Origin of the sequence: Halostella salina, from assembly GCF_003675855.1 — an archaeon.
Taxonomy (GTDB): domain Archaea; phylum Halobacteriota; class Halobacteria; order Halobacteriales; family Natronoarchaeaceae; genus Halostella; species Halostella salina.
Map to the genome: position 1 here is coordinate 110,238 of NZ_RCIH01000002.1, position 24,862 is coordinate 135,099.

At 70.7% G+C, this 24,862-nt stretch carries 19 protein-coding genes; 6 read left to right on the forward strand and 13 right to left on the reverse strand.

Going from position 1 to position 24,862, the window contains the following annotated elements; translation table 11 throughout:
- Nucleotides 1-3: 3 nt before the first annotated feature.
- From D8896_RS03960 to D8896_RS03990, 7 genes are all read right to left on the reverse strand, one after another.
- Nucleotides 4-378, reverse strand: a complete 375-nt coding sequence (locus D8896_RS03960) for a hypothetical protein (protein ID WP_121820787.1) — start codon at nt 376-378, stop codon at nt 4-6.
- Between the two features lie 46 nt (nt 379-424).
- Nucleotides 425-1,657 (reverse strand): putative manganese transporter, encoded by a 1,233-nt coding sequence (locus D8896_RS03965; RefSeq protein ID WP_121820788.1) that lies wholly within the window; start codon nt 1,655-1,657, stop codon nt 425-427.
- 161 nt (nt 1,658-1,818) lie between these two features.
- Nucleotides 1,819-2,355, reverse strand: coding sequence for a DoxX family protein (locus D8896_RS03970; protein ID WP_121820789.1), 537 nt, complete (start codon nt 2,353-2,355; stop codon nt 1,819-1,821).
- A 95-nt stretch (nt 2,356-2,450) separates the two neighbouring features.
- Nucleotides 2,451-3,560 carry a DUF1616 domain-containing protein gene (locus tag D8896_RS03975; protein WP_121820790.1) on the reverse strand — a complete coding sequence of 370 codons (1,110 nt, stop codon included), beginning with the start codon at nt 3,558-3,560 and terminating at the stop codon, nt 2,451-2,453.
- A gap of 7 nt (nt 3,561-3,567) precedes the next feature.
- On the reverse strand, nt 3,568-4,230 hold the full coding sequence (locus D8896_RS03980) for an ABC transporter ATP-binding protein (protein WP_121821193.1): 663 nt from the start codon (nt 4,228-4,230) through the stop codon (nt 3,568-3,570).
- Nucleotides 4,227-5,852: a sodium/phosphate symporter gene (locus D8896_RS03985; RefSeq protein ID WP_121820791.1), complete on the reverse strand. Its 1,626-nt coding sequence runs from the start codon at nt 5,850-5,852 to the stop codon at nt 4,227-4,229. The genes D8896_RS03980 and D8896_RS03985 overlap by 4 nt, the downstream gene beginning before the upstream one ends.
- Nucleotides 5,849-8,707 (reverse strand): FtsX-like permease family protein, encoded by a 2,859-nt coding sequence (locus D8896_RS03990; RefSeq protein WP_121820792.1) that lies wholly within the window; start codon nt 8,705-8,707, stop codon nt 5,849-5,851. The genes D8896_RS03985 and D8896_RS03990 overlap by 4 nt, the downstream gene beginning before the upstream one ends.
- Before the next feature lie 249 nt (nt 8,708-8,956).
- On the opposite strand from D8896_RS03990, the gene D8896_RS03995 reads away from it, so the two are divergent.
- Nucleotides 8,957-9,313 (forward strand): hypothetical protein, encoded by a 357-nt coding sequence (locus D8896_RS03995; RefSeq protein ID WP_121820793.1) that lies wholly within the window; start codon nt 8,957-8,959, stop codon nt 9,311-9,313.
- A gap of 11 nt (nt 9,314-9,324) precedes the next feature.
- Here the strand turns inward: D8896_RS03995 and D8896_RS04000 are convergent, their stop codons facing one another.
- Nucleotides 9,325-10,602 (reverse strand): RNA-guided endonuclease InsQ/TnpB family protein, encoded by a 1,278-nt coding sequence (locus D8896_RS04000; protein WP_121820794.1) that lies wholly within the window; start codon nt 10,600-10,602, stop codon nt 9,325-9,327.
- A 299-nt stretch (nt 10,603-10,901) separates the two neighbouring features.
- On the opposite strand from D8896_RS04000, the gene D8896_RS04005 reads away from it, so the two are divergent.
- A complete protein-coding gene (locus D8896_RS04005; RefSeq protein WP_121820795.1) occupies nt 10,902-12,725 on the forward strand; it encodes an asparagine synthase-related protein in 1,824 nt (607 codons plus the stop codon).
- 2 nt (nt 12,726-12,727) lie between these two features.
- Here D8896_RS04005 and D8896_RS04010 read toward each other — a convergent pair whose 3' ends face one another.
- Entirely contained in the window at nt 12,728-13,600 is an 873-nt protein-coding gene (locus tag D8896_RS04010) for a glycosyltransferase (protein WP_162991431.1), read from the reverse strand.
- Between the two features lie 125 nt (nt 13,601-13,725).
- Here D8896_RS04010 and D8896_RS04015 point away from each other — a divergent pair, with 125 nt between their 5' ends.
- Genes D8896_RS04015 through D8896_RS04025 form a run of 3 tightly spaced genes read left to right on the forward strand, consistent with a single transcriptional unit; the run spans nt 13,726 to nt 17,776 of the window.
- Nucleotides 13,726-14,958, forward strand: coding sequence for a substrate-binding domain-containing protein (locus D8896_RS04015; protein ID WP_121820797.1), 1,233 nt, complete (start codon nt 13,726-13,728; stop codon nt 14,956-14,958).
- Between the two features lies 1 nt (nt 14,959).
- Complete coding sequence (locus D8896_RS04020; RefSeq protein ID WP_121820798.1) at nt 14,960-16,612, forward strand: ABC transporter permease; 1,653 nt, start codon at nt 14,960-14,962, stop codon at nt 16,610-16,612.
- 3 nt (nt 16,613-16,615) lie between these two features.
- The gene (locus D8896_RS04025) at nt 16,616-17,776 is read left to right on the forward strand and encodes an ABC transporter ATP-binding protein (protein ID WP_121820799.1); all 1,161 of its coding nucleotides are present in this window, start codon (nt 16,616-16,618) and stop codon (nt 17,774-17,776) included.
- Between the two features lie 12 nt (nt 17,777-17,788).
- Here D8896_RS04025 and D8896_RS04030 read toward each other — a convergent pair whose 3' ends face one another.
- The 4 genes from D8896_RS04030 to D8896_RS04045 form a co-directional block, all read right to left on the reverse strand.
- Complete coding sequence (locus tag D8896_RS04030; protein WP_121820800.1) at nt 17,789-19,615, reverse strand: asparagine synthase-related protein; 1,827 nt, start codon at nt 19,613-19,615, stop codon at nt 17,789-17,791.
- Between the two features lie 15 nt (nt 19,616-19,630).
- Nucleotides 19,631-20,983, reverse strand: coding sequence for a lysine N(6)-hydroxylase/L-ornithine N(5)-oxygenase family protein (locus tag D8896_RS04035; protein ID WP_121820801.1), 1,353 nt, complete (start codon nt 20,981-20,983; stop codon nt 19,631-19,633).
- Entirely contained in the window at nt 20,980-21,567 is a 588-nt protein-coding gene (locus tag D8896_RS04040) for a GNAT family N-acetyltransferase (protein ID WP_121820802.1), read from the reverse strand. Before D8896_RS04040 ends, D8896_RS04035 begins: the two co-directional genes overlap by 4 nt.
- Nucleotides 21,568-21,738: 171 nt before the next feature.
- The gene (locus tag D8896_RS04045) at nt 21,739-22,854 is read right to left on the reverse strand and encodes a DUF4330 domain-containing protein (protein WP_162991432.1); all 1,116 of its coding nucleotides are present in this window, start codon (nt 22,852-22,854) and stop codon (nt 21,739-21,741) included.
- Nucleotides 22,855-23,054: 200 nt separating this feature from the next.
- Here D8896_RS04045 and D8896_RS04050 point away from each other — a divergent pair, with 200 nt between their 5' ends.
- Entirely contained in the window at nt 23,055-24,857 is a 1,803-nt protein-coding gene (locus tag D8896_RS04050) for an ABC transporter ATP-binding protein (RefSeq protein ID WP_121820804.1), read from the forward strand.
- Nucleotides 24,858-24,862: the final 5 nt, after the last annotated feature.

Consider the following 24,862-nt stretch of genomic DNA (forward strand, 5'->3'; position numbering starts at 1 on the left):
AACTCACTCGTACAGGTCGCCCTTGCTGAACACGTAGCCGAACACGACCAGTCCGACGAGGAGGCCGACGGCGTTCAGCTCGTACAGATCGAGGACGATCCCGAGCCCCTCCAGTATCAGCGCCCACTTCCACGCCCACCCCGCGAGCGTCCAGAGTCCGGCGTACACGACGAACTGGCCGAGCGAGAGAAACAGGAACACGAGGCCGAGGGAGCCAGCGGCTCCGCCGACACCGAGTAGTCTGAAGGCGGCCAGCAGGGCAAAGAGGGCCCCGAGGAAGCCGATGACGCAGATGATCTTGATACCGAGCGGCGCTGAGTCGCGGTCGGGTCGAGACGCGGGCGAGGTGGAGGGGGTGGTGGGCGGCGTGGTGCTCATTCTGTTCGTCGTTTCGATCGGCAGAAAATAATATTTCTGCTCCCGGTCAGCGAACGCCGAACCCGAAGACTGGCATGCCGAGCACCGGGCCCCACAGGAAGTGGAGCCCGATGCCGACCACGAGCGCGGGCACGGTCGTGTACACGGTCGCCACGATGGCGGCCTTCTTGTCGATGGCCAGCAGCGGGAACAGCGCGTCGCCGTCCTGGCTGATGGCGTTTGCCGTCAGCGCCGAGAACGGGAGGCTGCCCTCCGCGTAGACGGTCGAGAGGACGATCTGGGGGCCACAGCCCGGAATGAGGCCGACGACGGCCCCCGCGATGGGCGCGAGCACGCCCGCGGCAGCGGCGAGCGACGCGATGTCCGCGCCCGTCAGGAGCAGGCCGTACTCGTAGATCAGGTACGCACCGAGCACCCAGACCGTGACGAAACTCGTTTCCATGGCCGCGTGGACCAGCGTGTCGTACGCGGAGGCAAAGGAGTCGCGCGCCCGGCCGACGCTCCCCTCGCCGACGTAGTGGCGGCCGACCGCGTAGAGGTACAGCGACAGGAGCGATCCGGCGAGGCCGATGACGGTGAACGCGCCGGCGAACGTCGCCCCGAGCGCCAGCGGCACGTCGGGCGCGCCCCGGAGGAGGTAGGTGACCCCCAGCGTCAGCGCCGCGGCGGCCGCGAGCCACCAGGCGACGTGGGCCGCGTGCGAGAGCGGCGTGAGGACGGCTGAGCGGCGGTCCGGCCCCTCGTCGTGGACGTGCGTCGGCGGGTCGGTGGGGTACTCGTGGGTCGGGTTCGGAACGGGGTTGGGGCCCGCCCCGTGGACGACGCTCCCGCCGTCAGTCGTCGCGGGAGATATCCGCGCGACGGCCGCGTCGACCCGCTCGACGCCGACGCCGAACGCGTCGATCAGGTAGCCCGTCGCCACCGCGGCGACAAAGGCGATGCCGTAGGCGTACAGCGCCGCCTCCGGCGCGAGCGCGATGATGACGAACGCGGCGTCGCCCGCCGTCGCGGCCAGCGTCGCGACGACGGTGCCGAAGCTGACCGTCCCGCGGACGTACAGCGGCATCATCACGATCGCGCCGCCACAGCCGGGCGTCAGCCCCAGCAGCGCGCCGAACAGCGGCTGGCCCCGCTCGTGCTCCTCGACGTAGCGAAGCAGCGCGCCGCCGGTCCAGTACTGCGCCAGTCCGAACAGCAACACCGTCACGGCGACGAAGGCGCTGACCTGCACGTAGCCGTCCCGGAGGGAGGTGACCAGCACCTCGACCGCTTCATTCACGGCGGGTCGACCCCGCAGAACAGAGAATTAGACTCATCTAAATCTGTCTTTAGGATACTCAAATATAAAACTGCCGCCGGCCCGCACTCGCGGGCGGACAGCGGTCGGAAAACGGGATGACGATCTGCGGCGGTCGAATCGGACCGGAAGACGGTCCCCCGCTACCCGAGGAGGTAGCGGAGCTTCGGCCGCTGTTGCACGAACTCGGTCGCCTCGAGGTAGGCGTCCACGCCGAGGAACCGGCCCGCGGCGAACGTCCCGATGAGGACGAACATCAGGAGGCCGAGCAGGTCGCCGTTGACGTAGCCGTGGGCCCAGTCGGCGTTCCCGAGGTAGAACAGGGTCATGAGGACCCCGCCGAAGAACGCCGCCAGCCGGGTGAGCGCCCCGACGATCAGCCCGAGGCCGATGAGGAACTCACCGACCGGGATCATGAAGTTGGTGAACTCCAGGAGCCACGGGGTCTCGGCGACGAAGGCCAGCAGCCCGGCGATGGGGCTCCCGCCGGCGTTCGCCAGGTAGCCCTCCGCGCTGAACGGCGTGCCCGCGACGAACGCGAACTTCGTCCAGCCGGACATGAGGAACCAGTACCCCACCACCAGCCGGACCAGCACCGTCACGTAGCCGGCGACCGACCCCGCGTATTCGAACTCCTGTTCCCGCCCGAGCCAGTCGACGGTTGCTTCGTTGGTTGCCATAGCGGTCACCTCACATGCGAAGTTTGGCGGGACTATCACTTATACCGGGAGACCGATTCCCAGCTCCTGAGAACATGTTCCCCCGGAGATTAACCTCAGATGGGTGAAACCGGGCGGACCGCGGACCCGCTACGGCGGCGGTCAGCGTCCCCGTCGCCGGAGTCGGTGACGGTGAGCCACAGGTAGACGGTCCGGTAGGCGTTTCCGACCGTCGGGTCGTCCGGGGCGTCGCCCCTGTACAGCAGGTAGGCGAGGCGGACGCGCTCGCCCGCGAACGGCGGCGACACGGTGTGCTGTCGCCGCCACGTCCCGTCCGAGTCCAGCCGGGGCGTGTAGCGGTGGAGCACGGTCCGCTCCACGACGCGGCCCCCGGCCGGGCCGGGACGCGACGCCCTCGCCGTCACCCGCTCGTCGGCCGTCCCGTTCCCTCTCGCGACGCGCTGCAGTTGCACGACGACCGTGTAGTCGGTCGCCGTTCCTTCTCGGTTTCGGACGCCGAGCGTGAGGTCGCGCTCCGAGCCGACACTGACGTTCCGCGGGTAGCCGTCGGCGACGAGGGCACCGGACTCGTTCTCGGTCACGAGGTACAGTTCCGTGTACCCGCCGTCGTCCGACGGGGCGAGCGCCGCGACGCCGACGCCGGCGAGCGCCAGGACGACCGCGGCGGCGAGCACGAGGTCGAGCGCCGTCCAGTCCCGACCCGTTCGGTCGACGGCGTCGGCGGACGCCGCGGGTCCGCGCGACGGCGGGTCGGGACGGACGCGCCCGGGGAGCCGCGACCGACGGACCGCCGCGTAGCCCGTCACGCCGACCGTCACGGCGGTCAGGCCGGCGACCAGCGGGAACAGCCGCACGCCGACGGGCGTGAACGTGAGCGCGATGCCGAGCGCGGCGGCGACGAGCGCGCTCGTCACGACGGCGAGCGCGATGCGTACGGCCGCCGTCGGCCTGCCGGCGTCGGCGTCGTCGCTCGCTCCCCCGCCCGACGGCCGCGGGAACAGCGCGGTGACGACGGCGTACCCCGGCACGAACAGGACGAAGACGAGCCCGAACACCGGGCGCGCGGGCGTCCCGTTCAGCCCCGGCACCAGCACGAACAGGTCGGCGGCGGCCGTCAGGGCGAGGACCGCGATCAGGTCCGCACCGAGCCGCCGCTGGAGCTCGGCGAGCCGCGCGCCGCCGCCGGGTCGCGTGGGGCGTGTCATGGGTGGATCAGTCCGGTGTGAGGGAGCCGTCCGCGAGCGTGAACCGGCGGTCGAACGACCCCGCGAGTCGCGGGTCGTGGCTCACCAGCAAGACCGCCGTGTCGAACGTCTCGTGGACGGTGAACAGGGTGTCCAGCACGTCGTCGGTCGTCTCGGGGTCCAGCTGGCCGGTCGGTTCGTCGGCGAGGACGACGCTCGGCCGGTTGGCGAGCGCGCGTGCGATGGCGACCCGCTGGCGCTCGCCGCCGGACAGCGCCGGCGGCCGCCTGTCGGCAAGCGGGGTGATCCCGAGCCGGTCGAACAGCGTGTCGAGCCACGCCTCGTCCACGTCGCCGGCGTGTTCCTGCGGGACGCGCGCGTTCTCGTAGGCCGTGAGGTCGTCGATGAGCCGGAACCCCTGGAACACGAACCCGAGGTGGTCGCGCCGCAGCGCGGCGCGTTCGCGTTCGGACGCCGCGGTCGCGTCGGTCCCCCGGACCTCGACGGTCCCGCTGTCCGGCGCGGTGAGCAGGCCCAGCACCTCGAACAGCGTCGACTTCCCGGCCCCGCTCGCGCCGCGGACGAGCAGCCGGGCGTCGGGCGGCACCGCGACCGAAACGCCGTCGAGGACGCGCCGGTCGCCGCGGGCGAGCGTCACGTCGCGGGCGGCCAGCACGGGGGCGTCGCTCACGGGCCACCCCCCGGGAGCCCCGCGTCGCACCGGCCCGGCTCCCACCGCAGGACGATAGACGAGTCGGCTCCGCCGGCGTACACCACGTCGCCCGTCATCACCCACTCGTCGTAGGCCGACCGGGAAATGTCGAGCGGTTCGGTGGGACCGGGCGCGCCGACGGTCTTCCACGAACTCCGGGCGACGACTGGGCAGTCGGGCGGCGGCGCGTCGCCCCGGAGCCAGGCGGTCGTCGGCAGGTCGGTCACGCCGGCACCGCGGTAGTTGTACGCGACGAGCGCGACGTGGTCGTCGCTCGTCCAGCCGCCGTCGACGCGGTCCGTGGCGAACGTCGCCGCGTCGAGTTCGGCGGGGTCGGTGACGGGCTCGAACGGGAACGCCGCCAGCCCGGCGAAGGGGAGCGGGGCCGAGACGAGCACGGCGACGACGGCCGCCGCGGCGGCGACGCGCCCGAACGCCGGCCGCCGGCGGACCAGCACGGCGAGGCCGACCGCCGCGGCGACGACCAGCCCCGGGTGGACGAACGTCACCGACCTGACGACCAGGTCCTCGTACACCGGCGTCCGGCCGGCCGTGAGCGCGAACCCGACCGCCGCGAGCGGGCCGAGGACGAGCGCGAACATCGCGAGACCCCGGTCGGAGGCGAGGCGGGACAGACCGACCCCGGCGGCGGCGAGCACGACGACCAGCGGCAGGGTCAGCGTCAGGAGCAGCGACGACGTCGTCGCGGTCCCCGGGTAGACCGCGACCGCCGCGTTCAGCACGAAGACGGCCACGCCAGCGCCGAAGACCGCGACCGCCGCGCCGCGCCGGACGGCGGCGGAGGCGGTGTCGAGCCACCTGGCCAGCGCGACGACGAGCACCACCCACGCGAGGAACAGCCCGAGCGAGGCGGAGACGCTGCCGGCCTTCGGGAGGTCGGCGGCCGCGTAGTAGCCGAACGTCAGCAGCCAGAAGCCGGCCGTCCCGAGCGCCCCGTACGCGAGCCGCCGCGTCGTGGGCCGCCGTGCGACCCCGAGAGCGACCAGCGTCGTCCCGACGAGCCCGGCGACGAACGCGCTCAGGCTGTGGACGACCGGCACCGTGACGGCCAGGGCCGCGGTCAGCGCGAGCCAGCGGCGGCGCTCCGTCCGCAGCGTCCGGCCGAGCGCGAGAGCGAGGCAGGCGACGACCGCCAGCCCGAACACCTCCGCGTTGACCGACATCGACCGGAACAGGTAGGGCCCCTCGACGGCCAGGGCGAGCCCCGCGAACGCGGCCGCGCCGCGCCGGACGGGGGCCGAAAAGTCGGCCGCGAGCGAGCGGGCGTACGCCATCGCGACCAGCGAGGGGACGGTCGCCAGACAGGCGACGAGCGCCTGGGCCACGTACAGCGGGGCGACCCCCGTGACCTCGCTCACGACCGCGAGCAGCGTCGCGAACAGGTACTCGTCGGGTGCCGGCGCGGCCGGGCCGGCCAGCGCGACGCCGTCGGTCGCGAGGATCCGCTCCGCGCTGCTCACGAAGACGAACCCGTCGGTGTTGAACGGCAGCGGCGAGGCGTACAGCGACGAGAGGCGGGTCGCCGCGCCGACCGCGAGGACGGCCACAACCAGCAGCCAGTCGGGGCGGCGTCGGCTCATCGCGACCCCCCGAGCAGCCGCGATGGAGCCACCGAACTGTACCGCCAGGCGACGACGCCCGCGCTGACGAGCGCCAGCGCGAGCGAGCCGAGGGCCAGCGGCCCGACGACGGAGAGCGGGACGCGGGGGGTCACGCGGACGCCGAACACGGTGAGCGTTCCGACGACGGAGAGCGTCCAGACCGTCGCCGCGGCGAGGGCGATGCTGACCGCCGCCGCCGGCAGCCCGATCCGGAGCGCGTCGCCGAGCACCAGCCGTCCGATCCGGCGCGGGCCAGCGCCCACCGCCCGGTGGACGCCGATGTCGCCGCGGCGGGCCTGGACGGCGTCGGCGAACGCCGCGACCGTGCTGCCGACCGTCATCACCACGCCCAGCGCCACGAGCGTCGCCAGCACGAGCCAGAGGTTGCCGAACACCCGCGAAAGCAGGCCGCCGGCTCCGACCCCGCCGGGAGCCTCGTCGCTCGACGCGACGGCGCTTGCCAGCCGTTCGTCGCCGGTCACGCGGTACGTCCCCGTCGCTGCCCCGCCGCCGGCGGTCACCTGAACGGTGTACTCGCCGGGCGGGCGTCGGTCGAGCGTCGCCGAGACGGTCCGGTCGCGTCCCGGAGCCAGTTCCAGCGGTTCCGAGACGGCCACGCCGGGACCGTCGACCGACAGCGTCCGGTCGAGCGACACCCCCCACGGGTTCCTGACGCGGACCCGGACGGACGGGGTCGTGAACACGCCCGTCCGGTTCGGCGTCACGAGGCGGACGACGGGCTCGCGCCGCGCCCCGCGCTCGACGCGCAGCGCCTGCGTCGCGGAGCGGTTCCCCGCCGTGACCCGGACCGCGTACTCGCCGGGCGCGCTCGGCAGCCGGACCCGCGTCCGCCCGTCGTCGCCGACGCGCGCCGTCCGGTCGCCGAGCCGGACGGTCGCGTTCCCGACGGGCGCGCCGCCCGCCGTTCCGACGCCGACCCGGAGCGTCGCGTTCGGCGGGCCGACCTCGGGGAGCGGGGCGAGCACGAGCGTGTCGGCCGAGAGGACCCGGACCGTCCGCGTCAGGTCGCCGACCGTCACGACCCGGGTGCCTGCGCCGGGCGCGTCGAACCGGAGTTCGACCGTCCGGCGCTCGCCCCCGTCGAGCGTGACCCGCTTCGTCCGGCGCTGGTCGCCGAGCGTGGCACGGACCGTCCGCGACGCCGGCCCGGAATCGACGTTCCGGAGGCGGACCTCGACCGGGACCGTCTCGTCCGTGGCGACCCGCCGCGGCGCGCTCGTCCCGAGCACGACGACGCCCTCGGTCGTGCGGTTCGCGGCGGGCTCGCCGTAGCGGACGAGGTTCACCGACCCCTCGGGGACGCCCTCGAGGTGCCGCGCGAGCGGGAGGCTGACGAGGAGGTGGTCGTCGCTCGCGCCGTCGGCCGCGAACGTGCCGACCACCTCGACGGTGCCGACCGCCGGCGTCGTGCTGCCGCCGAGCGCGAGTTCGTCGCCCGGGGCGAGGCCGTGGGTCCGCGCGAAGGCGGTCCCGACGGCCGCCTCGTCGGTCGCGTTCGGTGCCCGCCCGTCGACGACGCGGGCGTCGGTCACGGCGCTGTACGCGTCGAACTCCACCCCGCGGGCGGGGACCGGCCGGCCGTCGTGGGCCAGGAACAGCAGGATCTCGGGGCTGGCGGCGACGCCGGAGCGCCGGAGCCGGTCGGCGTCCGCCGCCGGGACGTGGCTGTCGACCGGGTGGACGGCCCCGGGCTCGACGACCATCCCGCCGGACGCGCCGCCCGTGGCGCCGATCCCGCCGACGACGCCGGCCAGCGCGACCACAACGAGGACGAACGCGGCGAACACCGCGAGCGTGGCCGTCGTCGGGACGGCGGCCCCCGCCGGGAGAAACGATGGGCCGCCCGGCCACCGTCGGGTCGTCGCCGCCCCGGAGTCGAGCGGCGCGCCGCGAACCGCCGACCGGGCGGCCAGCGCGCCGGCGAGCAGTCCCACGCCGACGAGGGCGAGGAGGACGAGAGGGATCAGGCCGGCGGCGCGGGGGGTCACGCCCAGCGGGAGCCCGACCGGGAACCCGAGCGTCACGGCGGCGGTGACGGCGGCGTTCGGGACGACGACGCCGACCGCGTAGCCGAGCGTGACGCCGGCGAGCGTGAGCAGTCCCGCGCGGGCCGTCACGAGCAGGGCGACCCGTCGCCGGCTCGCGCCCGTCGCCCGGAGCACGGCGATCGACGACCGGCGGTCCCGGACCGTCATCCGGGTCACGCTGAACACGACGACGCCGACGAGCACGGCCACGCCGAGACAGACGACGCCGAGCACGCCGAGCATCTGCCGGGTGCCGACGAGGAAGAAGGCGAGCGCGCCGGTGAGCGGCGCGCCCGACGCCGGGACCGGCGACGCCGACGCGCGCAGTGTCAGAGCGCGGTCGCTCCCCAGCGACGTCGCCGTCCCGGCGTCGGTCACGAGCCACGGGTCCGGGAACGGCGTCTCGCCGCTTCGCTCCCGGACCGTTCGCTCCAGAGTCGCCCGGTCGCCGACGAGCGTGCCCGTCCCGTTCGACGCCGGCCCGGCGACGCCGTCGGGCGGGTCCATCCCGAACGCGCCGCCCCGCGGGACGCCGACGACCGTTCGCTGGACGCCGTCGACGGTCGCGGTCGCCAGCGGGAACGTCGTCCCCTCGGCCCCCGTGGTCGTCGTGAGCGACACGGCCGTCTCGGAGCCGTGGTCGGCCGCCATCACCGTCGTCTGTCCGGAGACAGCGAGCAGGACGACGACTGCACCGACGAGGAAGGCGGCGGTCACGGCGACGACGAGGACGGCGAGGCGGTCCCGGCCGGACCACCGCACCACGAGCGACTGCCGGTAGCTCATGGCGCACCAGCACCGGTCGGTGGGCTCCGGACGCCGGCGGACATTGGGGCCGTTTTTGGGCAGCCTAAAGATAAATAGCACGGTTCGATACCGCGGCTTCAGCGGCGTGTCAGTCGGACCGGACACAACCGTCGGCTCGGACCCGACAGTTAAGCGGCCGGTTACCGACGTTCACACCATGGGCGAGTCGAGGCTTGGGCGGTTCGTGGAGGGGCTTCGAGACGGAGGGCGACACGGGGGGCAATCTGCATGACGGGAGTCCTCCAGTCGCTGTTCGACAGCTACATCGAGATCCACACCGCACAGCTGGGCGTCCTGCTCGGCCTGTTCGTCGGCGTTATCTACCGGGAGCGGCCGACGCTTGCCTACGCGGTGCTCACCGTCGGCGTGCTGTCGGCGTTCGGGTACGTCCCCACCATCGGGTTCGTGCTGTACGACCACGTCGCGGCGGTCATCACGGTGAAGCCCTGGTACTTCCTGTCGGCGCTGTACGTCTCCACCGTCGCGAACCTGCTTGCGGTCGACTACGGGCCGGCGCTGTGGCGGCAGACGCTGGGCTCGTCCGACCTGCGGCGGGACGGCGTGGTAGAAGACGACAACGGGTAAACTACCCCACCCTACTCGCTCACGGCTTCGCCGTTCGCTTCGTTGAGGGTGGGGCTTTCGCGTGGACTCCCGCTCTGGCCGGAACCCCCGGCAGGAGAGTCATATTCTCCGTTCGCGTTCAACATCCCGCGATTCAGGCGCACGCCTACGGGTGCGCCTCCGCCGTCTCCAGTTTGGTTACGGCGGAGATACCGTAGTCCGATGTTTTTCGCCGCGTTGTAGTCGGCGTGGTTCTCGTACCCGCATTTCAGGCACTCAAAGTCCTCACCTTCGCGGTTGTCTGGGTGGGTGAATCCACACGTTGAACACCGCCACGACGTATTCTCCGGGTCCACCTGCACTACGTCGATGCCGTGGAGTTCGGCCTTGTATTCGACGTACTCGTACAACCGCTCAAACGCCCACTTGTGCCCCCACGACGCACCCGAGAGCCGGTCGCGGATGCCGGTCAACTTCTCGAAGGCGATAACCGTACAGCCGTTTTCGGCGGCTTCTTCGATGATGCCGTTCGTAATCCGGTGGAGCATCATCTTGAACCGCCCCGTCTCTTTGCGCCCGACCGACTGGATGTTTTCGTGGGCGTGACGCGACCCACACTGCTGGAGTGAGGCCCGCCGCTTCTCGTACTCCCGTCGCCAGTGGTCGAACTCGTGACCGCTCCAGAACGTACCCATCGACGTGACCGCGAGTTGGTTCACGCCGAGGTCAACGCCGAGGACTGTGCTGTGCCCGGTCGTTGCCTGCTCCGGCGTGTCGGTCTCCATCTCCGCCTTTGTGCGGAGGTGAAGGAACCACTCGCCGTCCTTGTTGTGGAGTTCCGCTCCCGTCACCTCGTAGTCGTCGTTGTCGAGATACCGACTGTGAGGTGTGTCGCGATCTGCGTCGGGCAGGACGTACTCAACTTCGATACGTCCGCCCACGGTTGCCAGCGACACGTACTCGTCGTGGAATGTCGCACACCGCTTGTCGTAGACGACAGTAGGCTTCGAGAAGTGTGGTTTGCCCGCATACTTGCCCTGTTTCCAGCGGGCGACGACGCTCTGTACGGCGTCGGCGGCCTTGTTGCGAGCGTTCTGGACGAGATTCGCGTGCAATCGTGTCCGGTCGCGTACCTCGTCGTAGGTTTCCTCCTGCAACTGCGCCTTGCTTGTGGTTTTGTAGTCGCCCTGCCATGCGTGGTCCACGACGTAGTTGGCGGCCCACAGAAACTCGTCAACAGTTTCGCGGAGAAGTGCGGCATCGTCGCTGTCCACATCGAGTTTCACCGGGACAGTTCGCCGCATCTCCATACGTCAGATGTACCCCCGATAGTTTATTAACGTTGTGGAGAAAGGGCGGCAACAGTTCGTGGGACGTGGTGGGATTGTCGGCTTCCTCTCCGGCCTACTCACTCGCTTCGCTCGCTCCTTGAGGCCGGAGGCTCCGCCTCGAATACGCTGACTCACGCCGACTGCGGATGTAAAAGGTTTTTTAGGACGGCCTAAAACGACGGGTAACCGGAGCGACTCGCACATGCACAGCAACAGGCGGCCAGTCGGCGGAACCGGGCGGCGGACAGCGGACGCGGATCGAACCGGGCGGTGGTGAGATGGTCGGACTATCCGGCGTCGTGGGCGACCACGTCGACGCCAGCGTCGAGACGATCCCGCCGACGGTCGACGACGAGCGGGCGAGCACGTATCGGGACGAGGGGATCGCGGTACGGTCGGCGTTCCACGAGGGGACGGCGACCGACCAGCCGGTCGAGGCGGCCGACGGGTCGCTCGTGTGGGTGTGGGGCGAGGTGTTCACCGTCACGGACGAGCGTGGCGGACGGCGGCGGGTCGATCCAGCGGAGACGGCGCGGGTGTGTGCCGGCCAGTACGACGAGTACGGCGACGGCTTCGTGGAGCGACTCGACGGCGAGTTCGTCGGGCTGCGCTACGACCCCGACGACGGGACCGCGACGTTCTTCGCCGACCGCGTCGGCGCGCGCCCCCTCTACTATGCCGTCGGCGACGGCTGTCTCGCGTTCTCGACGACCATCCAGACGGTCCCCGAAGTGCCGGGGTTCGAGCCCGCGTTCGCGGAGCCGTACCTCGCGGAGTATCTCTACTCACGTCGGGTTCAGGGGACGAAGACGCCGGTCGAGGGCGTCGAACAGATCGCGCCCGCGACGCTGCTGACGTACGACCCCGACTCCGGCGGGTTCGACGAGCGACAGTACTGGGAACCGCGGTACGACCCGGTCGACAAGCCACTGTCGTACTTCGTGTACGAACTGGCGAAGCGGTTCGAGCGGGCCGTCGCGGACCGGATGCCGAGGGAGGACGGCGACTACGGCCTCCTGCTGAGCGGCGGGAGCGACTCCCGGACGGTGCTCGCCGCCGGCGGGTCGGCGCTGGACTGCTATCACATGGGCGACGGGTGGAACCGCGAGGCGCGGGCCGCAAAGCGGGCGGCCGACGCCGCAGGGGCCGATTTCGAGCTGCTGGAGCGGGGGCTCGACTATCACGAGACGCTGCTGGAGCGGGCCGCGCCCATCCAGGAGTTCATCGGGCAGTTCCAGTCGGGGCACATGCTCGGGTACGCCGAGAAGCTCGCGGAGACCGACGCCCTGCTCACCGGGCTGTACTGCGACGTGCTGTTCGGGTCGTGGGGCGTCCCGCAGCGGGAAATCGACCTGCCGTTCGGCGTCACGCTGTGGCCGCCGGTCCCGGACGTACCGGTGACGCCCGCCGGGCACGTCGCCCAGCGGGAGGCCGACGGGATGGCGCGCGACCCGGCCTTCGTCGACGCGCCGCCGTACGGGGAACTCATCGACGCGAACCTCCGCGACCGGGGGGGTCGGGTCGACGCGCACGGCGTCGAGTACGAGTCCGTCGGGACGCTGGCGCTCAGCCAGTACCTCTACCCGGTCACGAACGGGATCGGCTTCGACCTGTTCGCCGCCCTCCAGATCACGCCCACCCGGAACCCGCTGCTGGACCGCCGGCTGATCGACCTCCACCTCTCGATGCCGCTGAAGTACCGGCTGCGGTCCGACCCGGTCCACCGGGCGATGGAGGCGCTCGACCCGTCGCTGGCCGACATCCCCCACGCGTCGACCGGCGTCCCGGTCAGTTCCCACAAGGCGGCACACGTCGTCGGCGACCGCGCCCTCAACCAGGTCGCGAAGCTCACCAGTTCGGCCACCCACCGGACCGACGGCCCGATGCAGGACAAAAACGAGGTCATCCGGAACCACGACTTCTTCGAGCGCGCGCTCGACCGGAACGAACAGCGGGGGAGGGCGCTCCCCTGTCTCGACTGGGCGGCCGTGCGGGAGACGTACCGGCGACATCAGGCGGGCGAGATACACGCCGGCGAGGAACTGTACCGGCTGGTGACGGTGCTGGAGACCCCGCTCGCGGAGCGGATCCTCGACGGGTAGAGCTACGCGACGGCGGCCGGCAGGTGCTGGCGCAGGTAGCCCGCCGTCCGCGCCCACTTCAGCACGCAGGCGAGCAGGTACCACAGCGGCAGCGCGGTCGCCGGGGCGGACGCGTCCGCCACCGTCTCGCGGAACCCGAGGGGGTTGACCGGGAGGTAGTTCCGCGGGTCCAGCGTACTCCGCACGTCCAGCCGGTCGCCGTGATACCGGCGGATCTGCCCGCGGCCGCGGCCGATGCGGACGTTCTGTGCGAGCAGTTCACGCACGGTCGACCTGGCGGGGTGGTACAGCGTCACCGACGGCTCGAACGCCAGTTCGTACCCCGCCTCGTCGACCCGGCGGCCGAACTCCAGGTCCCCGTTCGACAGCAGGCGCTCGTCGAAGCGGCCCACGTCCTCGAACACCCGGCGTCGGGTGACGAGACAGCACGTCGGCGCGAAGCGGTGCTCCCTGACGTACCGCTCGACGGGGAACCCCGTCGCGCGCCGGAACCGCGAGACGGTTCCCTCGGCGGCGACGACCTCGACGCGACAGCCCATGTAGTCCCGGTCGTCGGCCAGCATCCGCTCGGTGACCGACCGGACGTAGTCCGGCTCGACCCACATGTCGGCGTCGACGAAGCCGAGGACCTCCCCTCGTGCGGCCTCGATGCCGGCGTTCCGCGCCGCGTACGACCCCTGCACCGCGTCCTCGACGACGTGGCGGACGCGGTCCGACCGCGCGAACGCCCGGGCGACGGCGGTCGTCCCGTCGGTCGAGCCGTTGTCCGCGATGACGACCTCGTAGTCGGTCGCGGTCTGGTCCAGCAGCGAGTCGACCGTCGTCCGCAGGCCCTCGGGGTCGTTGTACACGGGGACGATGATGCTCGTTTGCACGCGCTCGTCATCCGGATCGACCGGCCCGGCGTTAACTGCATCGCTTCCGACCCGGACCGCCGTCGCCCGGCCGCTCCGCCGCCGAATGTAAAGTCATTTTAGGCCGGCCAAAAAACACCACTGGTATGACCGGAAACGCGGACGACGCAGGCGGCGACGAGCACCGGACCGTCTCCACTCGGCGCGGTCGTCGTGGGTTCCTGAAGCTCACCGGCGGCGTGACCGGCGCGGCCGCGCTCGCGGGCTGTCTCGGGAACGACGACGAGGGGTCGACGTACTCGCGGGAGGGGTCGATCCCCGACGCCAAGACGTACGCCGCCGACGAGCTGTTCAACATCGAGGAGTGGCGGGGCTCCGGGCCGCTGATCGACGACCGCCCCACGGAGTACGAGGGCCGGTCGATGCTCGACCTGCCGGACCTCAGGGGCGAGCTGACGATCTACCTCGGCGGCGGCGAGGGCGGGCTGTACGAGAACCTGATGCGGCGGATCCAGCACACGTACCGCGACTTCACCGTCGACATCAGGAAGGCCCCCTCCTCGCAGCACGCGAACACCATCGTCGAGGAGGTCAACGCCGGCCAGAGCCCGGCGGACATCTTCTGGGCGATCGACGCCGGGTCGGTCGGGATCGTCTCCGAGAACGACGCGACCGTCGAACTCCCGGACCACCTCGTCTCCGAGATCCCGGACACGTACCACCCGACCGACCAGTGGGTCGGCACCATGGGCCGCGCACGGAGCATCCCGTTCAACACCAACGAGTTCTCGAAGTCGGAGATCCCAAACGACATATTCACGTTCGCGCGGGATCCACGGTTCGACAACGCGATGGGCTGGGCTCCGACCTACGGCGCGTTCCAGGCGTTCGTCACGGCGATGCGCCTCATCAACGGGGAGAGCGAGGCGCGCCAGTGGCTCAACGGGATGCAGGACCAGGGCGTCGGTACGTACGACAACGAACTGGTCGTCGCCAATCGGGTCGCGAGCGGCGAGTTGAACGCGGGATTCGGGAACCACTACTACTCGCGGCTCGTGTACGAGGAGCGGCCCGACGCCCCGCTGGACCTCGCCTTCACGCAGGCCGACGCCGGCGCGCTCGTGAACTGCTCGGGGGCCGAGATCATCAAGAACACGCCGAACGAGACGCTGGCGGTGGACTTCATCCACCACCTGCTCAGCATCGAGGCCCAGGAGTTCCTGACGACCCGCGGGTACGAGTACCCGCTGCTCCCGAGCATCCCGCCGGTCGGGGACCTCCCGACGATCGACGAACTGAACCCGCCGGAGTTCGACCTCTCGCGGCTCGCGGACCTCGAACCGACGCTGCAACTCATGCGCGAGGTGGGCGTCCTGTAACATGTCGGTGGCCGACAGGGTAGTTGCACAGTTCGACCGCGAGGACGCCGACGGGTATCCGGTCGGTCTCACCCTCCTGAGCGGTGCGATCGCCGCGGCGGTGCTCTCGCCGCTCGCGTGGATCGTCATCCGCGTCCTGCAGGTCGACACCGACTACGCGCTGTCGATCATCGCGCGCCCGACGATCGTCGAGATCCTGGTGACGAGCCTCGGCCTCGTCGCCGCCGTCACCGGGGCGTCGATCGGCATCGGCGTGCCGCTCGCGTTCCTGACGGTGCGGACGGACCTCCCGTTCCGCCGGTTCTGGACCGTCGCCGTCGCCCTGCCGCTTGTCATCCCAAGTTACCTGGGCGCGTTCACGTTCATCTCGGCGTTCGGTCCGGGCGGGGTACTCGCGGACGCGCTCGCGCCCCTCGGCGTCGAGTCGATCCCCTCGATCTACGGGTTCTTCGGGACGACGCTCGTGCTCACGCTGTACACCTACCCCTACGTGTTCATCACCACGCGGGCGTCGCTGCTGTCGTTCGACCAGCAGCTCGTCGAGGCCGCGCGGACGCTCGGGACGACGCGCTGGGAGGCGTTCAAACGCGTGACGCTCCGGCAGCTTCTGCCCGGCATCACGTCGGGCGCGCTGCTGGTCGCGCTGTACACGCTCTCGGACTTCGGCACGCCGTCGCTCATGCGGCTGGACGTGTTCACGCGCGTCATCTTCGTCGAGTACAACACGTTCGGCCGCGAGACCGCCGCCATGCTCTCCCTGCAGCTGCTGGCGATCACCGCGGTGATCCTCGCCATCGAGTCGCGCATCGGCGATTCGAGCCGCGGGGCCTACGTGGGGACGGGCGCGAGTTCGGGCAGCGACACGACGGTCTCACTCGGACTGTGGAAGCTGCCCGCGCTCGGGTTCTGTGCGAGCATCGTCACCCTCTGTCTCGTCGTCCCCGTCGCCGTTCTGACCAACTGGCTGCTCCGGAGCCCGAGCGGGGCGACCAGGATGGGCGGCGGGTTCGAGTGGCAGTTCGCGGTCAACTCGGTGTCGGTGTCGCTCGCGGCGGCGGTCGCCTGTGCGGCCGCCGCGGTTCCGGTCGCCTACCTCGCCGCGAGACACCGGAGCAGGCTGTCGGAACTGTTCGACCGCGCGACGTACGTCGGCTACGCGATGCCGGGGATCGTCCTCGGGCTCGCGCTCGTGTTCTTCGGCGTCTACTACGAGTCGTCCGTCGGGGACCTCTCGGTGTTCGGTGCCGACATCACCCCGACGCTGTACCAGACGCTCCCGCTGTTGATCTTCGCGTACGTCATCCGGTTCCTCCCGCAGGCAGTCGGCTCGACGCGGTCGTCGGTGCGGCGCGTCGACCGGAGCCTGACGGAGGCCGCACGGATGCTCGGCCGGACCCCCGCGGAGGCGTTCCGCCGGGTCACGCTCCCGCTGATCGCGCCGGGCGTGATCGGCGGCGCGGCGCTGGTCTTTCTGACGACGATGAAGGAGCTGCCCGCGACGCTCGTGTTGCACCCGACGGGCTTCGAGACGCTCGTCACGTACATCTGGAGCGTCCGCGAGTCCGGCTACTACGGGTTCGCGGCGGTCCCCGCGCTGGTGCTCATCGTCGTCTCGGGACTCTCGATGGTCGTTATCCTTTCCCAGGAGGAGTGACTCATGGCACGAAACAACCACGACGGATCGCTCGCATCGCCCGAACCGGCGGCCACGGCCGCCGACCCCGACGACAGCCCCCCGCAGTCGACGGTGCTCGAACTCCGGGACCTCGTCCGCTCCTACGAGACCGAGACCGCCGTCGAGGACCTCTCGCTGTCCGTCGGCGAGGGCGAGGTGCTCACGCTCCTCGGACCGTCCGGCTGCGGCAAGACGACGACCCTGCGGCTGATCGGCGGGCTGGAACGCCCCGACGACGGGACCATCGAACTCGGTGACAGCGTCATCGCCGACGCCGGCGACACGTTCGTCCCGCCCGAGGAGCGGGGCATCGGGCTGGTGTTTCAGGACTTCGCGCTCTTCCCGCACCTGACCGCCGCGGAGAACATCGGGTTCGGGATCGCCGAGTGGCCGGAGAGCGAGCGGCAGGCACGGATCGAGGAGATGCTCGACCTCATCGGCATGTCGGACCACGGCGACGACCGGCCGGGCGAGCTCTCGGGGGGGCAGAAGCAGCGCGTCGCCCTCGCGCGCTCGCTCGCCCCCGAACCCGACGTGCTCCTGCTGGACGAGCCCCTCTCGAACCTCGACGTGAGCCTCCGGGTGTCCATGCGCGAGGAGATCCGCCGGATCATCGACGAGACGGACGTCACCGCTATCTGGGTCACGCACGACCAGGAGGAGGCGCTGTCAGTCGCCGACCGCGTCGGGGTGATGCACGACGGGGAGCTCCAGCAGGTCGGCCGGCCCGAGAAGGTGTTCGAGCTGCCGGCCTCGCGGTTCGTCGCGTCGTTCCTCGGTCGCGCCGGCTTCCTCTCCGCGACCGTCGAGGACGACGTGCTCGCGACGGACGTGGGCGACATCGACGCCGACGCGCTCGTCGGGGCCGAGCGGTCGGACTGGGAGGTGCTCCCGGACGAGGCGACGGTCGACGTGCTGGTCCGCCCCGACGACCTTCGCGTGACCCCGACGACGCCGGAGGAGGCCGACGGCACGATCACGCGCCGCCAGTATCAGGGACCGTCGTTCATCTACCGCGTCGAGACCGAAGGCGGCGACACGATCCAGTGTCTACACAGCCACACGGAGGTGTTCGACGTGGGCAAGTCGGTCAGCGTCGACCTCGTGGCGAACCACCCGCTGGTCTGGTTCCCGGCCGAGTGACCGCCGGGCCGCTCACCCGTCGACGACCCGTCGCGTGAGCGGCATCGAGAGGACGGTCACCAGCCGGTACAGTTCCTCGCCGGCGTCTATCTCGCCCGCCCGGTGGCGGCGGTACGTCTCCCGCACCGCCGCCCAGTCGACGCCGGGCAGTCGCCGCCCGGTCGCCTCGTGTCGCTCCAGGGCCCGACCCACGAAGTCGTCGCCCCTGACGACCTCGTCCTTGTCCTGCCAGGGCCCCTGAGTCCGGTACGACGCGTCGCCGAACTTGTCGGCCAGGTTCACCGCGCGGTTGCCGACGACGTGTGCCGCCTTCGGGGACGACAGCGGGACGCGCGTGGAGGCGTGGGGGATCGTCGCGAGCGACCCGTCGAGCCGCTCGATCGCGCGGTGCAGCGGGTCGCGGCGCAGCCGGTACTTCAGCGGCATCGAGAGCGCCAGGTCGACCAGCCGGCGGTCGAGAAACGGGTTCCGGGTCGGGACGATCTGGAGGGCGCTGAACAGGTCGAATCCGATCCCGTTCGTGATGGGGTACAGCGTGGAGCTGAGGCTCAGCTGCTCGACCGACTCGTAGCCGACGCCGTGGAACTCGACGCCGCTCCCCGCGGCGCGGATGTTGTCGGCGAGGATCTCGCCGAGCGGTGCCGAGTCGAGGAAGTCCGGGTCGCGCGTCGGCCCCGATGCCACCTGGTCGCGCACGAAGTCGTCGGGGGTCGAGGGCAGGCACGCCCGCGGGAGCCAGACCTGCACATCGAACGGCAGCCGAACCGTCGCCTGCGACACGCTCCAGGCCCCGAAGAGGTCGTCGCTGTACAGCCCGGTCAGCAGCGTGTCGACGTCGTCGGCGATCCCCTCGGCGAACCCGAGCGCGTGGCCCGTGTGGAACGGGCCGACGAACTCCTGGACGGGCGCGGCCCGCTCCAGCAGCGTCTCGTGGTAGCCAAGGCCCCGCTCCAGCAGCTCGAACCGAGACCCGGCGGCGTCGGCCGCCCGCTTGGCGACGCGCGCCTCGCGGTTCCACCCGTCGCCCAGGTGGAACGACGCGGGCGGCTCGTCCGCGGCCGCCAGCACGGCCCGGGAGTCGCTCCCGCCGCTCAGCAGGAGACCGTGGTCGCGGTCGTCGCCCGTCCGGTCGGCGACGGCCCGCTCGAACCGGTCCGCCAGCTCCCGCACGAAGTAGGAGAACGACCTGTCTTTCGGCCGGTATCTCGGCTCCCAGTAGCGGTGCCGGTCGACGCCGCCGCCCCCGATATCGTAGGTCAGGACCGTCGCCGGCCCGAGCTGTTCGACGCCCTCGACGGGCGTCTTCGTGCCGAACGTCCGCCGGCAGCGGAGGTACTCGGCGAGGTACCGCTCGTCGAACGCCGGGTCGAACCCGGGGAGGTCGGGCACCGTCTGGACGCTGGTCGAGACGGCGAGGCCGTCATCGGTTCGGGCGTAGTACAGCGGCCGCGCGCCGAGGCGGTCGATGAAAAACGAGACGCTGCCGTCGTCGGGGTCGTAGCGCAGTCCGACGAACTCGCCGTCGAGCCGCTCGACGAACTCCATGCCGTGCTCGTCGTACTGGCCGGCACACACCCGCGCCGTCTCCGCCGGATCGACCGACCGCCGGCCGCCGCGCTCGTCCGTGACGCTGTACACCTCGCCCCACACCCACACGAGCGACCCGTCGGCCGCCTCGGCCGGCTGGTCGACCGCCGTCCCCTCGTGGAACGCCGACCGCACCGCGATCTCCCGGCCGCGGTAGGCGTCGCTCGTCTCGCCGCCGGGGACCGTCTCCGGGACCGTCTCGACCTCGACCGAGTCGGCCGCGTCGCCGAACACGCCGGACAGGCCGACCATCTCAATCGCCGCCGGTCATTTCGGGGACGGGTTCTCGGCGGGGCGCGCCCCGCGGTCGGCGACGAAGTCGTCGACCTTGAAGCTCTGGAAGGGGTCCGCGCCGGGCAGCTCGTAGACCGCATCGTCGGCGACGGCGTTGACGATGGTGGCGTTGCGGTACGGGCCGAGGCCGAGGTCCGGCGCGTTGATGCCGTGGGAGTGCAGTTCCGCGTTCTGGACGAATATCTCGCCCGGGAGCCCGTCGGTCTCCACGCGGTAGTCCCGCGTGATCTCGAGCCGGCCCTGATCGTCGCGCCGGATCCGGTCCTCGAGCGGGTCGAGGAACGGCGGGTCGGTTCTCGTGTACCCGGTCGCCAGGACGACCACCTCGCTGTCGAGGACGAACCGCTCGTCCTCCTGCCACTGCTCGCAGACCAGCTGGTAGTCGTCCGAGCGCGGGCTGGCGGACCCGATGTCGGTGACCTCGGTCGCCGCGATCAGCCCCACGTCGGGCTCGGCGTCGCCGATGGAGTTGCGGTAGAGCGCGTCGTAGATCTTCGCGCTCGTGGTCTCGTCGATCCCCTTGTAGAGCTGGTCCTGCTTGCCGCGGATCTCGTCTTTGGTCTCCTGGTCCAGGTCGTAGAAGTAGTCGATGTACTCCGGCGTGTAGATCATGTGGCCGAGCTTGGCGTCGGCCATCTGGAAGAAGCCTCGCGACCGGGTGATCCAGTCGAGGCTGTACTCGTGGTCGGACTGGCGTTCGAGGAGGTCGCGGAACACCTCCGCCGCGCTCTGTCCGGAGCCGACGATCGTGACCGACTCGGCGTCGAGACACCGATCCCGGTTGTGGAGGTACGACGCCGAGTGGAACACGTCGCGGCCGAAGGCGTCCCGGAACTGCTCGGGGACGTGGCGCTGGGTCCCGATCCCCATGACCACGTCATCCGCGGCGTAGCTCGTCTGCTCGCCCGTGACGGGGTCGACCGTCTCGACGACGAACACGTCGCCGTCCTCGCGCACGTCGGTGACCTGCCGGTCGAACTGCAGCGTCGGCAGCTGGTCGGCCACCCACCGGCAGTACTCGTTGTACTCGCGGCGGGGGATGAAAAACTCCTCGTAGAAGTAGAACTCGTAGAGGCGGTTCCGCTCGCGGAGGTAGCTGAGGTAGCTGTAGGGGTTCGACGGGTCGACCATCGTCACGAGGTCCGCGAGGAACGGGACCTCGAGGGTGGTCCCCTCGATCAGCATCCCCTCGTGCCAGTTGAACTCCGGCTCCTGTTCGAGAAAGGCCACGTCGAGGTCGGCCGGCGCGTCGTCCAGCAGCGCCGCGAGGCCGAGGTTGAACGGCCCGACGCCGATGCCGACGAGGTCGTGGACGCGGTCGGTCATGCGACCGCCCCCTCGAACCGCTCGCGGTCACAGAACATGAGCAGCCCCGTCTTGTCGGGCAGGTCGACCTCGCGCTGGGCCTCGAACCCGCACTTCTCGAACACGCGGATGGCCCGGTCGTTCCGGGCGTCCGGTTCCGTGACGACCCGCCGCGTCTCGGGGTGTCGGAACTGGAAGTCGACCATCGCCCGCACCAGCGGTGCCCCGTACCCCTCGCCGAGGTACTCGCGGGGCCCGATGAGCAGGTGGATCCCCCGGTCGGCCGGGTCCGCGTCGTAGTAGTCGCCGATGCGGTCGCGGTCGGCCCAGTACGACTCCCAGTAGCTCATCGGCGTGTGGTCGAGGGAGCCGATGTACAGCGTCTGGTCCTCGTTCGCGGCGCGCTCGGCGATCGTGTCCCGAACCACCGGGAGCGGGTCGTTCTGCTCCCAGTACGGGAGCACGTGCTCGCTGTTGAGCCACGTGTGGAGGCGGCCGAGGTCGCGGTCGAGGTCGACCTCGCGGAAGCCGATCCGCTTCCCGGTGTCGGGGTCGGTCGTGAGGTAGCTGTATTCCGAACGCACTGTCTCCTGTGGCCCGCTCATGCCGGATCCCTCCGTCGACCCGCCCGCTCCTGCACGGACCGGACTGGGGTCCGCGTCGGTTCCGTGTGTGCCTTCATATCTGGATCGCTCGTTACCAGCCAGTTTTTAGGCCAGCCTTAAAAATATTTAGATGCCGAATTCGGAGCCTCAGACCGGCGAAACCGCCGGGCGCTACTGTTGGATCGCTACGACTTCCCCCGACACCGAGACGGTTCCGAGGTCGAGGCCGATGGTGGTGCCCTCCCGGAGCGGACGCGTCCGGAAGCGGAGGCCGTCGCCGGTCGCCCGCGCCCGCAGTTCGACGGTGAGGTACACGTCCTCGTTCCGGGGATGCTCGCGCTCGTAGATGTTGCCGTCGTCGCTGGTGAGGACGACCGAGGCCGGTTCGGTCCGGACGTCCGTGACGCGGGCGACCGTCACGTTGTCCCGCCGGTCGACCATCCCCGCCTCGATCCCGTCGGCGATCTCCGGCCCGACGTTCGTCGCCTTCACGACGACGGTCCGCTCGACCGGCCTGCCGGGCACCGAGGCGTTCCCCCACCGCGTCACCACGCCGGAGAAGGCGTAACGGTCGGTCCGGAACTCGATCGTCCGGTCGAGCAGCACCCGCCTGTCCCCGAAGTAGGTGTCGCCGCCGTAGCGGACCGTCCGCAGGGTGAGCCCGACGGCGTCGGTCCCGTTCGTCCGGTTCATCCGCGGGGTGACGACCGACCGCTCGACCGTCGCCACCGCCCGGCCGTCGATCCGGTACTCGTCGCCCGGCGAGACGAGGTCGGCCGTCGACCGGCTCAGGTCGGCCCGCACGAGCACGGGGAGCGTGCCGGTGTCCAGCGTCTCGCCCTCGGCGTCAAGCGCCAGCACCTCGCCGCGCACGTCGTACCTGGACGTCGCGACGTCGATGGCCTCGCCCCGCCGGACCGGCACGCCCGCGAACTCGAAGGTCTCCCCGCTCCCGTCGCGGTCGACGAGCCTGCCGTCGACGCGGACCCGGGCGACGACGGAGACGTTCCGCCCGTCAGCCGGCCCCACGTACGTGTCCGTGACCGTGAGGTTGGTCCCGTCGTCGCCGGTCGCCACGTCGCCTTCGGAGATGCGCTCGGCGACCGCCGGCGAGCGCTCGCCGAGGTCGACGGTCGCGTAGCGCGTCGCCGGTTCGCCGTCCTCGCCGCCGAAGGGAACGGCGTACACGACGCCGGCGGCGACCGCCCCGAGGACGACCAGCACGACGAGCGCGTCGTAGACGTTGACGCGGCCGAACAGGCGGCCGTCCTCGTCGATGGGCGTCACGGCTGGCACCTCCCCCGAACTGTGGTCGTATCCATGGTTCCGTCTCGAACTACCCGTGGGTTTCCGGGGCTCCGTAAAAGCCTTTCATATATAGTTTGGCGCACCTAAAGCACCCCGCACGCGCCCGAGCGACGCCGATATCGAGATAAACGGATTTATACGGAGCAAACTGGACTGCCGATGTAGACCCAGACACACTCATGCCGGACTCCGACACGCCGTCCGCCACGCGACGGGAGAAACTCGACGCGCTGTACAGCGTGCTGAAGTACGATCCGAAGCTCACCGCGACGATCGTCGGGCTCGGGATCGTCGCCGCCGTGCTCGAAGGCGTCGGGCTGAGTTTCATCCTCCCGATCATCGAACTGGTCCAGTCGGAGGGCCAGCCCGCGCAGGGCGGGATCGCCGGGCTGTTCGCGTCCGTTTACCGGGCGCTGAACGTGCCGCTGTCGCTCGGCACGGCGGTTCTGGGCGTCGCGGCCGTCATGACCGTCCGGTTCACGGCGAGCTTCCTCGTCGCGTGGTTCCGCGAGACGCTCCGCATGTCCTACATCCGGAACCTCCAGACCGAGGCGTTCGGGAACGCCTTCGACGCCGACATCTCGTACCTCGACGAGACGGGGTCGGACGACGTGTTGAACGCGATCATCACCCAGACCTTCTACGCCGGGCAGGCGATCGAGCGGCTGGTCGTGTTCGTCGAGCAGTCGTTCCTCGGCCTCGTCTACGGGGTCATCGCGTTCGTCATCTCGCCGACGCTCACGCTCGTCACGGCCGTCGTCCTCGGCGGGGTGACGGTGCTGTTGCGCGTCGTCGTCGAGCCGGGGTACGACATCGGCGACAGGGTCGCGGACGCGAACGAGCGCCGGCAGGAGGCCGCCCAGGCCGGCACCCAGGGGATGCGGGAGAGCCGGGTCTTCGGCCTCGTCGACGAGCTGTACGGGGACTTCGTCGACGCGGTCGACAAGTACACCCGGGCCCGCGTCAAGCTCCGCCGCAACGAGGCGGCGATCGACAACGCCTACCAGCTGGCGGTCGCCGTCTCCGTGTTCGCCCTCATCTACGGCTCGCTCACGTACGCCGACCTGACGCTCAGTTCGCTCGGCCTGTTCCTGTTCGCGATGTTCCGGCTCGGACCGAAGGCGAGCCGGGCGAACGAGCTGTTCTACCGGATCGAGCAGGACCTCCCGCACCTCGTTCGCACCCGGCAGTTCACGCGCGAGCTCGCGAACAACGCCGAGCCGGAGGCCGCCCGCCACGAGGTGCCGGAGACGGTCGAGTCGGTCGCCTTCGACGACGTGCACTTCGCCTACGACGACGGGGACGAGGTGCTCCGGGGCGTCGACTTCTCTGCGGAGCGGGGGGAGTTCGTCGCCTTCGTCGGCCAGTCGGGCGCGGGGAAATCGACCGTGGTCTCGCTGCTCGCACGGATGCACGAACCGACCGACGGCGAGGTCCGCGCGAACGGCGTCCCGATCGGCGGGATGGACATCGACGAGTGGCGCGACCGCGTCGCCGTCGTCGGCCAGGACCCGTACATCTTCGACGACACGCTCCGGTACAACCTGACGATCGCTGACCGGGACGCTTCCCGGGCGGAGATCGAGCGAGTCTGTGAGATCGCCCGCGTCGACGAGTTCCTCGACGACCTCCCGGACGGGTACGACACGCAGGTCGGCGACGACGGCGTCCGGCTCTCGGGCGGGCAGAAGCAGCGCGTCGCCATCGCCCGGGCGCTGCTCGACGACGCGGACGTGTTGCTGCTCGACGAGGCGACCAGCGACCTGGACTCGAACCTGGAGCGGGAGGTGCAACGCGGCATCGAGACCATGGACCGGGAGTACATCGTCGTCACCGTCGCCCACCGGCTGACGACGGTCCGGAACGCGGACCGCATCTACACGCTGGAGGAGGGGACGGTTTCGGAGGCCGGCGACCACGAGGAACTCGTCGCCAACGACGGGGAGTACGCCGACCTCTACGCGACTCAGACCGGCAGGTGAGCGCC

Coding starts and splice junctions, on each gene's coding strand:
- D8896_RS03960 (WP_121820787.1), bottom strand. CDS start 378: ATGAGCACCACGCCGCCCACCACCCCCTCCACCTCGCCCGCGTCTCGA.
- D8896_RS04005 (WP_121820795.1), top strand. CDS start 10,902: ATGGTCGGACTATCCGGCGTCGTGGGCGACCACGTCGACGCCAGCGTC.
- D8896_RS03990 (WP_121820792.1), bottom strand. CDS start 8,707: ATGAGCTACCGGCAGTCGCTCGTGGTGCGGTGGTCCGGCCGGGACCGC.
- D8896_RS04035 (WP_121820801.1), bottom strand. CDS start 20,983: ATGACCGACCGCGTCCACGACCTCGTCGGCATCGGCGTCGGGCCGTTC.
- D8896_RS03975 (WP_121820790.1), bottom strand. CDS start 3,560: ATGACACGCCCCACGCGACCCGGCGGCGGCGCGCGGCTCGCCGAGCTC.
- D8896_RS04030 (WP_121820800.1), bottom strand. CDS start 19,615: ATGGTCGGCCTGTCCGGCGTGTTCGGCGACGCGGCCGACTCGGTCGAG.
- D8896_RS04040 (WP_121820802.1), bottom strand. CDS start 21,567: ATGAGCGGGCCACAGGAGACAGTGCGTTCGGAATACAGCTACCTCACG.
- D8896_RS04050 (WP_121820804.1), top strand. CDS start 23,055: ATGCCGGACTCCGACACGCCGTCCGCCACGCGACGGGAGAAACTCGAC.
- D8896_RS03970 (WP_121820789.1), bottom strand. CDS start 2,355: ATGGCAACCAACGAAGCAACCGTCGACTGGCTCGGGCGGGAACAGGAG.
- D8896_RS04020 (WP_121820798.1), top strand. CDS start 14,960: ATGTCGGTGGCCGACAGGGTAGTTGCACAGTTCGACCGCGAGGACGCC.
- D8896_RS04015 (WP_121820797.1), top strand. CDS start 13,726: ATGACCGGAAACGCGGACGACGCAGGCGGCGACGAGCACCGGACCGTC.
- D8896_RS03995 (WP_121820793.1), top strand. CDS start 8,957: ATGACGGGAGTCCTCCAGTCGCTGTTCGACAGCTACATCGAGATCCAC.
- D8896_RS03985 (WP_121820791.1), bottom strand. CDS start 5,852: ATGAGCCGACGCCGCCCCGACTGGCTGCTGGTTGTGGCCGTCCTCGCG.
- D8896_RS04025 (WP_121820799.1), top strand. CDS start 16,616: ATGGCACGAAACAACCACGACGGATCGCTCGCATCGCCCGAACCGGCG.
- D8896_RS04000 (WP_121820794.1), bottom strand. CDS start 10,602: ATGGAGATGCGGCGAACTGTCCCGGTGAAACTCGATGTGGACAGCGAC.